Origin of the sequence: Actinoallomurus acaciae (genome assembly GCF_042429965.1) — a bacterium.
Taxonomy (GTDB): domain Bacteria; phylum Actinomycetota; class Actinomycetes; order Streptosporangiales; family Streptosporangiaceae; genus Actinoallomurus; species Actinoallomurus acaciae.
This window is the reverse complement of sequence record NZ_JBHLZP010000266.1, coordinates 1,659-13,086: the sequence shown is the minus strand read 5'-3', so window position 1 is coordinate 13,086 and position 11,428 is coordinate 1,659. Positions and strand designations below refer to the sequence as shown.

16 protein-coding genes are annotated in these 11,428 nt (G+C 69.4%); 13 read left to right on the top strand and 3 right to left on the bottom strand.

What is annotated here, in order from left to right; translation table 11 throughout:
• Positions 1-797: hypothetical protein (locus tag ACFFNX_RS29460; RefSeq protein WP_378209036.1), on the top strand; the 797-nt coding region annotated here is incomplete at its 5' end.
• Between the two features lie 10 nt (positions 798-807).
• A complete protein-coding gene (locus ACFFNX_RS29455) occupies positions 808-1,080 on the top strand; it encodes a hypothetical protein (RefSeq protein ID WP_378209034.1) in 273 nt (90 codons plus the stop codon).
• Between the two features lie 43 nt (positions 1,081-1,123).
• Here ACFFNX_RS29455 and ACFFNX_RS29450 read toward each other — a convergent pair whose 3' ends face one another.
• The gene (locus ACFFNX_RS29450; RefSeq protein WP_378209033.1) at positions 1,124-1,330 is read right to left on the bottom strand and encodes a BldC family transcriptional regulator; all 207 of its coding nucleotides are present in this window, start codon (positions 1,328-1,330) and stop codon (positions 1,124-1,126) included.
• A 188-nt stretch (positions 1,331-1,518) separates the two neighbouring features.
• On the opposite strand from ACFFNX_RS29450, the gene ACFFNX_RS29445 reads away from it, so the two are divergent.
• Together ACFFNX_RS29445 and ACFFNX_RS29440 are read left to right on the top strand one after the other, a co-directional pair.
• Entirely contained in the window at positions 1,519-2,493 is a 975-nt protein-coding gene (locus ACFFNX_RS29445) for a threonine ammonia-lyase (RefSeq protein ID WP_378209031.1), read from the top strand.
• A gap of 36 nt (positions 2,494-2,529) precedes the next feature.
• Positions 2,530-2,772, top strand: a complete 243-nt coding sequence (locus ACFFNX_RS29440) for a DUF4229 domain-containing protein (RefSeq protein WP_378209029.1) — start codon at positions 2,530-2,532, stop codon at positions 2,770-2,772.
• On the opposite strand, the gene ACFFNX_RS29435 is transcribed toward ACFFNX_RS29440, so the two are convergent.
• Positions 2,769-3,446, bottom strand: a complete 678-nt coding sequence (locus tag ACFFNX_RS29435; RefSeq protein ID WP_378209027.1) for a TetR/AcrR family transcriptional regulator — start codon at positions 3,444-3,446, stop codon at positions 2,769-2,771. The genes ACFFNX_RS29440 and ACFFNX_RS29435 overlap by 4 nt on opposite strands.
• Here ACFFNX_RS29435 and ACFFNX_RS29430 point away from each other — a divergent pair.
• Together ACFFNX_RS29430 and ACFFNX_RS29425 are read left to right on the top strand one after the other, a co-directional pair.
• Positions 3,432-3,662 carry a hypothetical protein gene (locus tag ACFFNX_RS29430; RefSeq protein ID WP_378209025.1) on the top strand — a complete coding sequence of 77 codons (231 nt, stop codon included), beginning with the start codon at positions 3,432-3,434 and terminating at the stop codon, positions 3,660-3,662. The genes ACFFNX_RS29435 and ACFFNX_RS29430 overlap by 15 nt on opposite strands.
• A complete protein-coding gene (locus ACFFNX_RS29425) occupies positions 3,659-3,910 on the top strand; it encodes a hypothetical protein (RefSeq protein ID WP_378209023.1) in 252 nt (83 codons plus the stop codon). The genes ACFFNX_RS29430 and ACFFNX_RS29425 overlap by 4 nt, the downstream gene beginning before the upstream one ends.
• A gap of 20 nt (positions 3,911-3,930) precedes the next feature.
• Here the strand turns inward: ACFFNX_RS29425 and ACFFNX_RS29420 are convergent, their stop codons facing one another.
• Positions 3,931-4,632: a class I SAM-dependent methyltransferase gene (locus ACFFNX_RS29420; RefSeq protein WP_378209021.1), complete on the bottom strand. Its 702-nt coding sequence runs from the start codon at positions 4,630-4,632 to the stop codon at positions 3,931-3,933.
• Between the two features lie 347 nt (positions 4,633-4,979).
• Between ACFFNX_RS29420 and ACFFNX_RS29415 the strand changes: the two genes are divergently transcribed.
• The 7 genes from ACFFNX_RS29415 to nuoF all read left to right on the top strand — a co-directional run bounded on the left by ACFFNX_RS29415 (position 4,980) and on the right by nuoF (position 11,353).
• Positions 4,980-6,260, top strand: coding sequence for a geranylgeranyl reductase family protein (locus tag ACFFNX_RS29415; RefSeq protein WP_378209038.1), 1,281 nt, complete (start codon positions 4,980-4,982; stop codon positions 6,258-6,260).
• 119 nt (positions 6,261-6,379) lie between these two features.
• On the top strand, positions 6,380-6,739 hold the full coding sequence (locus ACFFNX_RS29410) for an NADH-quinone oxidoreductase subunit A (protein WP_378209019.1): 360 nt from the start codon (positions 6,380-6,382) through the stop codon (positions 6,737-6,739).
• A 1-nt stretch (position 6,740) separates the two neighbouring features.
• Positions 6,741-7,301 carry a NuoB/complex I 20 kDa subunit family protein gene (locus ACFFNX_RS29405; RefSeq protein WP_378209017.1) on the top strand — a complete coding sequence of 187 codons (561 nt, stop codon included), beginning with the start codon at positions 6,741-6,743 and terminating at the stop codon, positions 7,299-7,301.
• Positions 7,298-8,044, top strand: coding sequence for an NADH-quinone oxidoreductase subunit C (locus tag ACFFNX_RS29400; protein WP_378209015.1), 747 nt, complete (start codon positions 7,298-7,300; stop codon positions 8,042-8,044). The genes ACFFNX_RS29405 and ACFFNX_RS29400 overlap by 4 nt, the downstream gene beginning before the upstream one ends.
• The gene (locus ACFFNX_RS29395) at positions 8,041-9,390 is read left to right on the top strand and encodes an NADH-quinone oxidoreductase subunit D (protein ID WP_378209013.1); all 1,350 of its coding nucleotides are present in this window, start codon (positions 8,041-8,043) and stop codon (positions 9,388-9,390) included. The genes ACFFNX_RS29400 and ACFFNX_RS29395 overlap by 4 nt, the downstream gene beginning before the upstream one ends.
• Positions 9,387-10,058: an NADH-quinone oxidoreductase subunit NuoE gene (nuoE, locus tag ACFFNX_RS29390; RefSeq protein WP_378209011.1), complete on the top strand. Its 672-nt coding sequence runs from the start codon at positions 9,387-9,389 to the stop codon at positions 10,056-10,058. Before ACFFNX_RS29395 ends, nuoE begins: the two co-directional genes overlap by 4 nt.
• On the top strand, positions 10,055-11,353 hold the full coding sequence (gene nuoF, locus ACFFNX_RS29385; RefSeq protein WP_378209010.1) for an NADH-quinone oxidoreductase subunit NuoF: 1,299 nt from the start codon (positions 10,055-10,057) through the stop codon (positions 11,351-11,353). Before nuoE ends, nuoF begins: the two co-directional genes overlap by 4 nt.
• Positions 11,354-11,428 lie beyond the last annotated feature (75 nt).

Sequence of the window (11,428 nt, the reverse complement as noted above, 5' to 3'; positions counted from 1 at the left end):
TCCAGCCGCGCGACGCGCTCGGCCGGTTCCGGAAGATCGAGCCGGAGGACCGCCGCCCCGTCGAGCGCCCCGATGGCACCGCGGCGGACGCACGGGCCAAGCCGCGCTACACCTGGCGCGACTTCGAGCTCGACGAGGACCTCCCGCGCGCCGCGCCGCACCCGCCCGACGCCGTCGACCTGCGGGACGGGCGTCGCAACTGCGGGGCGCTCGAGGGCATCCTCTACCGGCAGTGGGCGGCCGACGGGAGGTCGGCGCCGGCCGATGCCGTACGGGCCATCGACAGCCTGGCCGATCTGCCCGACGCGCTCAAGGACAAGCTGGCCGGCGGGCTGGACGGCATCTACGTCGGCTCGGGTGGCGTGCCCGATCTGGACGACATGCAGTACCTGCGGGGCGCTCCGCTGCCGGGCGGGAAGGCGACCTGGGACATCTGCGCCGGGGCGTACGGCGATCGGACGATCGTCGTGGGCGACCAGCCCTCACCGACTCCGGACGTAATGCTGCACGAGGTCGGTCACGCGCTCGACGACATCGACGGCGAGTTCGTCGAAGACGGGCCCCGGCAATGGCAGTCTGACAGTCCTGAGTTCCGCGCGCTGTATGAGCAATGTGTGCCGCATTTCGCGAGTGATTTTCACATTCAGGGCGACGATCTGGGCCGCCATGAGTTCTTCGCGGACGCCTTCGCGGCGATCGCATCGCGACAGCGGCCCGCGCTTGTGGACATGCTCGGTGGAAACACCCGCGCGGCGCTCAACGTGATGCTTTTCTTCAATCGTAAATACGGAATATAGGGGAGGGGCGATGTACGTCATCAGACTCCCCGACGGGAACCTCCGGGTGCCCGTGGGGGTGATCGGACCCGGGCGTGAGAAAAAGGCGGCGCACGGTGAGACCGGAAGCGTGATCGGCCAGGCGTACGTCGAGATCGGGCCCGATGACCCCGATTATCAACGGCTTCTCGAGCAGTCCGTCACCGAGGAGGAGTTCGCGGACCGGCGTCGGCGATGGCGTGCGGACGATGATGCGCTGCGCCAGGAGTTCGAGGAATTCAAGGCCGAGCAGGCCGAAGAGTGACAAGGGCGCCCGGGGGACGGGGCGTCGGCCAGGAAAGGTGAGGTCAGCGGCTGAGGTCGGGGGAGTCGACGTTCTCCTCGCCGCGTAGTAGTGCGTGCACCTCTGATTCCCGGAAACGGCGGTGTCCGCCCGGCGTGCGGATGCTACTGATCCGCCCGGCGGCGGCCCAACGCGTCACAGTTTTCGGATCGACCCGGAACAGGGCAGCGACCTCGCCTGGGGTCAGCAGGCGCTCGCTCGTGCTCTCCACGTTTTCTCTCCCCCTTTGTCCCGCTCTCGTCGCGGAAGGACTGTTTCTTAGTGTGCCGGTTGAAGCCCGGTTTCTCCCTTGTTTTCGGAAAACATCACGCTACGTAGTTTGGTGACATGGGGTAATAACGAAATGTGATCGCCCGGTTGCAGTTCTCTGTGGCGTGCGCGGGCCCATAGAGTGCTGGTATGTACGATCTTGTAACGGTGGAGGAGATCGAGGACGCCGCCCGACGTCTGGCGGGTGTCGTCCTTCACACGCCGCTGATGGCCTTTCCTCAGGCCCCGTCGGGTCCGTCCCTCCTGCTCAAGCCGGAGTCGCTACAGCCGGTCGGCTCGTTCAAGCTCCGCGGCGCCTACAACGCGATCAGTGCGCTGCCCGAGGCCGAACGCAAGAACGGTGTCATCGCGCACTCCAGCGGAAACCACGCCCAGGCCGTCGCGTACGCCGCGAGAGCCGTCGGCGTCCCGGCGGTGCTCGTCGTGCCGACCACCATCCCGGCCATCAAGGCCGACGCGTGCCGCCTGCTGGGCGCCGAGATCGTGTACGTCGAGCCGACCATCGAGGCGCGCGTCGAGACCTCCGAACGGCTGGCGGCCGCGCACGGCTACGCGCTGATCCCGCCGTTCGACGACCGACGGGTCATCGCGGGCCAGGGCACCATCGGACTGGAGATCCTCGCCGAAGCGCCGGACGTGGACACCGTCCTCGTGCCGATCAGCGGCGGCGGCCTGATCGCGGGCATCGCCACCGCGATCAAGGCCCGGCGGCCCGAGACCAGGGTCATCGGCGTGGAACCCGAGTTGGCCTCCGACGCGCGCGCCTCGTTCCGCGCCGGCCGCCGGGTCTCCTGGCCCAGCGCCGACACGCGCCGGACGATCGCGGACGCGCTCCGCATCGAGTGCGTCGGCGAACTGCCGTTCGAGCACCTGCGGTACGTCGACGACATCGTCACCGTGACCGAGGAGGAGATCCGCGAGGCGATGCGGCGGCTCGCCCGCGGCGCCCGTCTCGTCGCCGAGCCCGGCGGCGCGGTGGCGACCGCGGCCTACCTCGCCCGCTTCGGCGGAGTGCCGGGCGACCGGCGCAAGTACGTCGCCGTCGTCTCCGGTGGCAACGCCGACCCCGCCCTGTACGCGGAGGTCGTCAGCGAGGGTCTCTGAGGGGAGCTTGGACGGGCGAGATAGCCTCGAGTCGTCATGCGTTCCGTAATCATCTACACCCTGTCGCGGCTCGCGCTGTTCGCCGCGACCGTGGGCGTGCTCTTCCTCGTGGGGGCCCGTGGGTTCCTGCTCCTCGCGCTGTCCATCCTGATCAGCGGCGTCATCAGCTTCGTGCTGCTGTCCCGCCAGCGCGACGCGGTCTCCAGCTCGGTCACCGAGCGAGCGGGCCGCATCCGGCAGAACCTCGCCGAGGGCGCCGCCCGCGAGGACACCGACTAGCGAGGGCCTGTCCCAAGGCCCCGCGCGCGGGGCCTCGCAGCGGTGCCGCCGGCCGCGCGCCTCAGCGTACGCAGTAGCCGCCGAGGCCCTCTTCGAGCAGGTCGAAGGCCTGCTCGGCATCCTTTTCCGCGTGGGGCCGTGCCGCCGCTCTGTCCTTCGAACAGCCGCTGGAGGTTCTCGCCGACGAGCGCCTCGCGTACGCCGATGAGCTGGGCCGCCGCCACGCGTGGCAGCACACCCTGGCCGGCCGCCTGCTCGGCGAGCTCCTCGGCGAGGAGCCGCTCACTGTGATGGCTGATCGCATAGAGGCGCTGGAGAAGGGCGGGTGTGGCGCGCGGCAGGCGCGGCACGCTCAGCACGTGCGGTGCGTCGTTGAGGCCGGTCGAGGCGTCGTACCGCGCGAGCGCCGCCAGGAAGCCGAGGCGGAGCGCCCGGACCGCCGACTCGCCGGGAGCGCGTTCGCGCACCACGCGGGCCGGGTCGCCGACGTGCTCCTCCAGCGGACGTGGCACCAGGTCTTCCTTTGTCGGGAAGCGCCGCCGTCCCGTGATCACCATGACCGTCCTGGCCGTGACGGCGGCGTCGAACGTCGCCCAGTTCGCCACGTCCGGCGCGCTCGCCCGCTTCGAGCGCACTCCGGCCGAGTTGCACGGCCAGTGGTGGCGGATGGTCACGTCGCTGCTCGTCCAGGACGGCGCGTCGTCGGGACGCTCTCCAACCTGCTGTTCCTGGCGCTCATCGGCGCCGCCGCCGAGCAGGTCCTGTCACGACCCCGCTGGCTGCTGCACTACTTCGGGGTCGGTGTGGCCGCCGAGCTCGTCGGCTACTTCTGGGCCCCCGTGGGCGGCGGCAACTCCATCGCCGTGTGCGGCCTCAGGGGGCCGTCGTGATCGCGCTGTGGCGCGGAGACACCCGCCTGCCCGCTCTCGCTCCGCAGGCGCTGCTGTTCTGGTGCGCCGCCCTGCCCGGGACGCTCTCCGACTCTTTGTACATTCCGGCGATCGTCGCCGGGGTCCTCGCCGCGGCGCGGAACATCCACGGCGGCGCGCTGGTCCTCGGCGTCCTGCTCGGCCTCATCACCCTCTGGGGCATGGCCGCCGAGCGGGAGACGGCGCCTCCGTCCCGGTCAGCGGCCTGACCACAACGCTCGCGTCCCGGTCAGGCCGGGCGCCGGGCGTGATGCATGGCGACCGCCCCGAAGGTGAGATTCCGGTAGCGGACGGACTCCCAGCCGGCCTGCCGCAGCAGCGCGGCGAGGGCCTCCTGGTCGTGCCAGGCCGCGGTCGACTCGGCCAGGTAGTGGTAGGAGTCCGGGTTCGAGCTGACCTTGGCCATCAGCGGCAGGCCCACCCGCAGGTGCAGGCCGTGCAGCCGGCGCAGGACCGGGTTCGGCGGGCGGCTGACCTCGCAGATCAGCAGGCGTCCGCCCGGCCTGGTCACCCGCAGCATCTCCGCGAGCGCCGCCACCGTGTCGTTGACGTTGCGGATGCCGAAGGAGATCGTCACGGCGTCGAAGGACGCGTCGGCGAACGGCAGCCGCAGCGCGTCGCCCGCCGCGAAGCCCAGGCCGCGGACCCCGCCCTGGCGGCGTACGCCCTCGCGCAGCATCCCCAGGGAGAAGTCGCAGGCGACGGCCAGCGCGCCGGCCTCGGCGATCGGCACCGACGAGGTCCCCGTGCCCGCCGCCAGGTCCAGCACCAGCTCGCCGGGGCGCGCGTTCAGGGCCCGGACGGCCTCGCGCCGCCACCGGCGGTCCAGGCCGCCCGTCATCAGGTCGTTCAGCAGGTCATAGCGTGCCGCCGTACGGTCGAACATGGCCGCGACCTCGGCCGGCTGCTTGTCCAGAGATGCCCGCGTCATGGTCGTCGAGCCTACGCAAGGAGCAACCCGTCCCGGCAGGCGGGCCACGCCGAATGATCGGGAACGATCGACGCCGCCTCGCGGTTCCCGAGCAGCCTCTGAGAAGGTTTAGACTCAGCGTGTAGCAAGCTTGTGAAGCGCTTCACAAAAGAACAAGACCCGAAGATGGCACCCCGGGTCGCACCGAGCCTCGTCCAGGGCCGTACGATCCGGCACGGCATCGAGCCCGCCACCCCCAACGGGCGGCACCACCGACCACATGCCCACAGAGGATTCCCGTGACCGAGCGCAGCGAGGGCACCGACAAACGCAGCACCGTTGGTCGCGAGGCCGACGGAGGAGGTCTCGTGATCGAGACGCCCGCCGCAATTCCGCAGGACACCTCCGCGACGGAGGCCGACGTGATCGTCGTCGGCGCCGGACCGGCGGGCTCGGCTGCCGCATACCATCTCGCCCAGGCCGGGCTCGACGTTCTCCTGCTGGAAAAGACGGTGTTCCCGCGCGAGAAGGTGTGCGGTGACGGACTCACGCCCCGCGCCACCAGGCAGCTCCTGAGGATGGGTGTCGATCTCGACGCCCCCGGCTGGATCCGCAACAAGGGCCTGCGCATCATCGGCGGCGGCGTCCGCATGGAACTGCCCTGGCCCGACCTGTCCAGCTATCCCGACTACGGCCTGGTCCGCACGCGGATGGACTTCGACCAGATCCTCGCCGAGCGCGCCGTCGCCGCGGGCGCGAAGCTCCGGATGAACACCTCGGTGACCGAGCCGATCCTGGACGACACGGGCCGGATCACCGGTGTGCTGGCCAAGACCCCCGACGGCGAGACCCGGTTCAGCGCCCCACTCGTCGTGGCGGCCGACGGCAACTCGACCCGGCTCTCGCTCGCGATGGGCCTGCGCAAGCGCGACGACCGCCCGATGGGCGTGGCCGTGCGCCGCTACTACACCAGCCCCCGCCACGACGACGACTACCTCGAGTCCTGGCTGGAGCTGTGGGACGGCGAACGCCTGCTGCCCGGCTACGGCTGGGTGTTCGGCGTCGGCGACGGCACCTCCAACGTCGGCCTGGGCCTGCTCAACACCAGCGACGCCTTCAAGAACGTCGACTATCGCGCGCTGCTGCGCAGCTGGCTCGCCGGGATGCCGGAAGAGTGGGGCTACGTCGAGGAGAACGCCACCGGCCCGGTACGCGGCGCCGCGCTGCCGATGGGCTTCAACCGCACTCCCCACTACACGCGCGGCCTGCTGCTCGTCGGCGACGCCGGCGGGATGATCAATCCGTTCAACGGTGAGGGCATCGCGTACGCGATGGAGTCCGCCGAGATGGCCGCGGAGATCATCGTTCAGGCGCTCGGCCGGCCGACCGCCGCCCAGCGCGAGCTCGCCCTGCACGACTACCCGCAGGTCCTCAAGCAGGCGTACGGCGGCTATTACACGCTCGGGCGGATCTTCGTGAAGGCGATCGGCGACCCGCGCCTGATGAAGTTCGCGACGCGCCACGGCCTGCCGCACCCGGTGCTCATGCGATTCACGCTGAAGCTCCTCGCCAATCTCACCGATCCGCGGGGCGGCGACGCGATGGACCGGGTGATCAACGCGATGTCGAAACTCGCGCCGGCGGCGTGACACCCCGAGGAAAGAAGTGATGATCGCCGTGCCTAGGATGGAAATCCCGGTCGTGATCGACGGCCGTGCCGCGTCAGACGCGCGCTCGATGACTTTCACCGAGAAGGGGGTGTAGGGATTTGAACCTCTATGTTCCGATTGTCGTGCTTGGTGTTCTCGCACTGGGCTTCGCGGGCTTTTCAGTGATTATGGGGTCTTTGACCGGCCCGAAACGCTGGAACCGCGCGAGACTCGAAGCGTACGAGTGCGGCATCGAACCCACCCCGCAGCCCGTGGGCGGCGGGCGGTTCCCGGTGAAGTACTACCTGACGGCGATGCTGTTCATCGTTTTCGACATCGAGATCATTTTCCTCTACCCGTGGGCGGTGGCCTTCGACCACCTGGGTCTGTTCGGTCTCGTGGAAATGGTGCTGTTCATCGTCACCGTCCTCATCGCGTACGCCTATGTGTGGCGGCGCGGCGGTCTGGAGTGGGACTGAGATGGGTCTAGAAGAGAAGCTTCCCAGCGGAGTCATCCTCACCACGGTCGAGCAGGTCCTCGGGTACGCGCGCAGGAGTTCGGTCTGGCCGGCGACGTTCGGCCTGGCCTGCTGCGCCATCGAGATGATGGCGACGGGCGACCCGCGCCACGACTTCTCCCGGTGGGGCATGGAACGCGCGTCGGGCTCGCCGCGCCAGGCCGACCTGATGATCGTCGCGGGCCGGGTGAGCCAGAAGATGGCGCCGGTGCTGCGCCAGATCTATGACCAGATGGCCTCGCCCAAGTGGGTCATCGCCATGGGCGTGTGCGCCTCCTCGGGCGGCATGTTCAACAACTACGCGATCGTCCAGGGCGTCGACCACATCGTGCCCGTCGACGTCTACCTGCCCGGCTGCCCGCCGCGGCCGGAGATGCTCCTGGACGCCATCCTCAAGCTGCACGACAAGATCCAGAACACCAAGATGGGTCCGCACCGCAAGAAGGAGATCGAGGAGCTCGAGCAGGCCCGGCTCCGGCAGCTTCCCCTCCTCGAACAGCCGCAGCAGGTGACCAGTTCATGAGTTCACAACACCCCGAGCAGCGGGCCGAGCAGGCCGCCGACCAGCTCCCCGCCCACGGCGAGGAAGAGCGGGTCGAGCAGCCGATCACGCGCCACGGCATGTTCGGCGCCCGGACGACCGGTGACACCTCCGGCTTCGGCGGCCTCGTCGTCCGCCAGGCGCCGAAGGTCGGCGCCGAGCGTCCGTACGGCGGCCCGAAGACCACCGGCACCGAGGGCGAGTTCGACGAGATCGCCGACGCCCTCGAAGCGGCCTACCCCGACTTCGGCGAAGCGATCGAACGCGTCGTCGTCGACCGCGGCGAGCTGACCTTCGTCGTACGGCGCACGCATCTCCTCGACGTCGTCAAGACCCTGCGCGACGACCCGCGGCTGCGCTTCGAGCTGTGCCTCGGCGTCTCCGGCGTGCACTACCCGGCCGAGACCGGCGCCGAGCTGCACGCGGTCTACCCCTTCTTGTCGATCACGCACAACCGGCGCGTGCGGATCGAGGTGACCTGCCCCGACACCGACCCGCACATCCCCTCCATCGTCTCGGTCTACCCGACCGACGACTGGCACGAGCGCGAGACGTACGACATGTTCGGGCTGATCTTCGACGGGCACCCGGCACTCACGCGGATCATGATGCCGGACGACTGGATGGGTCATCCGCAGCGCAAGGACTACCCCCTCGGCGGCATCCCCGTCGAGTACCGCGGGGCCACGGTGCCCCCGCCGGATGAGCGGAGGTCGTACGTATGAGCCCGACCCAGCAGTACGACGCGTACGGAACGGAAGAGGCCACCGAGGGCACCGTCTTCAACGTCGGCGGGCAGGACTGGGACGAGGTCGTCCAGGGCGCCCAGGAGACCGAGGACGACCGCCTCGTCGTGAACATGGGCCCGCAGCACCCGTCCACGCACGGCGTGCTCCGGCTCATCCTCACCCTCGACGGCGAGACCGTCGACGAGGCCCGCGTCGGCATCGGCTACCTCCACACCGGCATCGAGAAGAACATGGAGTACCGGACGTGGACCCAGGGGACCACGTTCTGCACCCGCATGGACTACCTCGCGCCGATCTTCAACGAGACGTCCTACTGCCTCGCCGTGGAGAAGCTGCTCGGCATCACCGACGAGGTCCCCGAGCGGGCGCAGGTCATCCGGGTCCTGATGATGGAGATCAACCGGATCTCCTCGCACCTGGTCGCGATCGCCACCTTCGGCCTGGAGCTGGGCGCGACCACGGTCATGCTCAACGGCTTCCTCGAGCGCGAGTACGCCCTGGACATCTTCGAGATGGTCGCCGGGCTGCGCATGAACATGGCCTACGTCCGGCCGGGCGGCGTCGCGCAGGACCTGCCGCCGGGCGCGATCGACAAGATCGGTGACTTCGTCAAGCGCGAGCGGCACCGGTTGGGGCAGCTCCGCAAGCTGCTCGACGCCAACCCGGTCTACCTGGCGCGGACCAAGAACATCGCCTACCTCGACCTGGCCGCCTGCATGGCGCTCGGCGTGACCGGCCCGGTGGTGCGCAGCACCGGCCTGCCGTGGGACCTGCGCAAGTCCCAGCCGTACTGCGGCTATGAGACCTACGACTTCGAGGTGGCCACCCAGGACACCTGCGACGTCTACGGCCGCTACCTCGTGCGCATGCAGGAGATGGACGAGTCCCTGAAGATCATCGAGCAGTGCCTCGACCGGCTGAGCTCCGGCTCGGCCAAGTCCGGCCCGGTGATGATCCAGGACAAGAAGATCGGCTGGCCGGCGCAGCTCGCGCTCGGGCCGGACGGCATGGGCAACTCGCCCAACCACATCGCGCACATCATGGGCCAGTCCATGGAAGCGCTGATCCACCACTTCAAGCTGGTGACGGAGGGCTTCCGCGTGCCGGCCGGCCAGGTGTACGCCTCGGTGGAGTCGCCGCGCGGCGAGCTCGGCTGCCACCTGGTGAGCGACGGCGGCACGCGCCCGTTCCGCGCGCACTTCCGCGACCCGTCCTTCACGAACCTGCAGGCGATCCCGGCCGCGACCGAAGGTTCCATGATCGCCGACGTCATCGCGGCGGTCGCGAGTATCGACCCGGTGATGGGGGGAGTCGACCGATGACGTACGGGCCTGAGGTGCTGGAGCGTCTCGAGCGGGACGCGAAGGAGATCATCGCGCGATACCCCAAGCCGCGTTCGGCGCTGCTGCCGCTGCTCCACCTGGTGCAGTCGGAGGAGGGCTACGTCTCCGACGACGGCATCGAGTTCTGCGCCGACGCGGTGGGGATCACCCCGGCGCAGGTGACCGGCGTGGTGACCTTCTACACGCAGTACAAGCAGCAGCCGGTCGGCGACTACCACGTCGGCGTCTGCATCAACAGCCTGTGCGCGATCATGGGCGGCGACCAGATCTGGCGCGAGCTGAGCGAGTACGTCGGCGTCGGCCACGACGAGGCGACCGAGGACGGCAAGGTCAGCCTCGAGCGCATCGAGTGCAACGCCGCCTGCGACTACGCCCCGGTGATGATGGTCAACTGGGAGTTCTTCGACGACATGACTCCGGCCAAGGCCAGGCAGCTCGTCGACGACATCCGGGCCGGCAGGCAGGTCGCCCCCTCACGCGGCGCGGAGTCGGTGTGCACCTGGAAGCAGGCGTCCCGCGTGCTCGCGGGCTTCAACGACGGCCGTGCCGAAGAGGGCACGCAGGCCGGCTACGCGTCGCTGCGCGGCCTCCAGCTCGCCAAGGAGTCCGGCTGGGAGGCCCCTGAGCCCGAAAGAGGTGCCGAGTGACCACCCTCACGCCGATCCTGACCAGGTCCTGGGACCGGCCCGACTCCTTCACCCGCACGGCGTACGAGGCCGACGGCGGTTACCGGGCGCTGCGTACCGCGCTGGGCATGCCGCAGGACGACATCATCCAGGCGGTGAAGGACTCCGGCCTTCGCGGACGCGGGGGCGCCGGCTTCCCCACCGGCATGAAGTGGGGCTTCATCCCGCAGGGCGACGGCAAGCCGCACTACCTGGTGGTCAACGCGGACGAGTCCGAGCCGGGCACGTGCAAGGACATCCCGCTGATGATGGCCAACCCGCACGCGCTGGTCGAGGGCGTGATCATCAGCTCGTACGCCATCCGCGCGAACCACGCCTTCATCTACGTGCGCGGTGAGGTGCTGCACGTCATCCGCCGCCTCCAGCAGGCGGTCGCGGAGGCGTACGAGGCGGGCTACATCGGCACGAACATCCTCGGCTCCGGCTACGACCTCGAGCTCATCGTGCACAGCGGCGCCGGCGCGTACATCTGCGGCGAGGAGACGGCGCTGCTGGACTCCCTGGAGGGGTTCCGCGGCCAGCCGCGCCTCAAGCCGCCGTTCCCGGCGGTGGCCGGCCTGTACGGCGGGCCCACCGTGATCAACAACGTCGAGTCCATCGCGAGCGTTCCCTCGATCATCGACAACGGTGCCGACTGGTTCGCCTCGATGGGCACCGAGAAGTCCAAGGGCTTCGGCATCTTCAGCCTGTCGGGCCACGTGACCCGGCCCGGCCAGTACGAGGCGCCGCTCGGCATCACGCTGCGCGAGCTGCTCGACATGGCCGGCGGCATCCGCGCCGGGCACCGGCTGAAGTTCTGGACGCCGGGCGGCTCCTCCACGCCGATCTTCACCGACGAGCACCTCGACGTGCCGCTCGACTTCGAGTCGGTCGGCGCGGCGGGCTCGATGCTCGGCACCCGGGCGCTGCAGATCTTCGACGAGACGGTCTGCGTCGTCCGCGCGGTGCTGCGCTGGAGCGAGTTCTACGCGCACGAGTCCTGTGGAAAGTGCACTCCGTGTCGCGAGGGCACGTACTGGTACAAGCTGATGCTGAAGCGGCTGGAGGCGGGTCAGGGCACCGAGGAGGACCTCGAGACACTCCTCGACCTGTCCGACAACATCCTCGGCCGCTCCTTCTGCGCGCTCGGCGACGGCGCCACGAGCCCGGTCACCTCCAGCATCAAGCACTTCCGCGAGGAGTACATCCGGCACTTCGAGAACGGCGGATGCCCGTTCAACGAGGCCGCCTCGACTGTGTGGGCAGGTGTGAAGTGACCGAGCGGCGAGCCGACGAGCGAGCGGAGTGCTCGATGACTTTCGCGAAGCGCCTCTTTCCATCGCGCGCGGAGC

What these genes read in the sequence shown, in the direction of transcription:
- ACFFNX_RS29455 (WP_378209034.1), top strand. Translation starts at nt 808, where the DNA reads ATGTACGTCATCAGACTCCCCGACGGGAACCTCCGGGTGCCCGTGGGG.
- ACFFNX_RS29445 (WP_378209031.1), top strand. Translation starts at nt 1,519, where the DNA reads ATGTACGATCTTGTAACGGTGGAGGAGATCGAGGACGCCGCCCGACGT.
- ACFFNX_RS29440 (WP_378209029.1), top strand. Translation starts at nt 2,530, where the DNA reads ATGCGTTCCGTAATCATCTACACCCTGTCGCGGCTCGCGCTGTTCGCC.
- ACFFNX_RS29420 (WP_378209021.1), bottom strand. Translation starts at nt 4,632, where the DNA reads ATGACGCGGGCATCTCTGGACAAGCAGCCGGCCGAGGTCGCGGCCATG.
- ACFFNX_RS29405 (WP_378209017.1), top strand. Translation starts at nt 6,741, where the DNA reads ATGGGTCTAGAAGAGAAGCTTCCCAGCGGAGTCATCCTCACCACGGTC.
- ACFFNX_RS29400 (WP_378209015.1), top strand. Translation starts at nt 7,298, where the DNA reads ATGAGTTCACAACACCCCGAGCAGCGGGCCGAGCAGGCCGCCGACCAG.
- ACFFNX_RS29395 (WP_378209013.1), top strand. Translation starts at nt 8,041, where the DNA reads ATGAGCCCGACCCAGCAGTACGACGCGTACGGAACGGAAGAGGCCACC.
- nuoE (WP_378209011.1), top strand. Translation starts at nt 9,387, where the DNA reads ATGACGTACGGGCCTGAGGTGCTGGAGCGTCTCGAGCGGGACGCGAAG.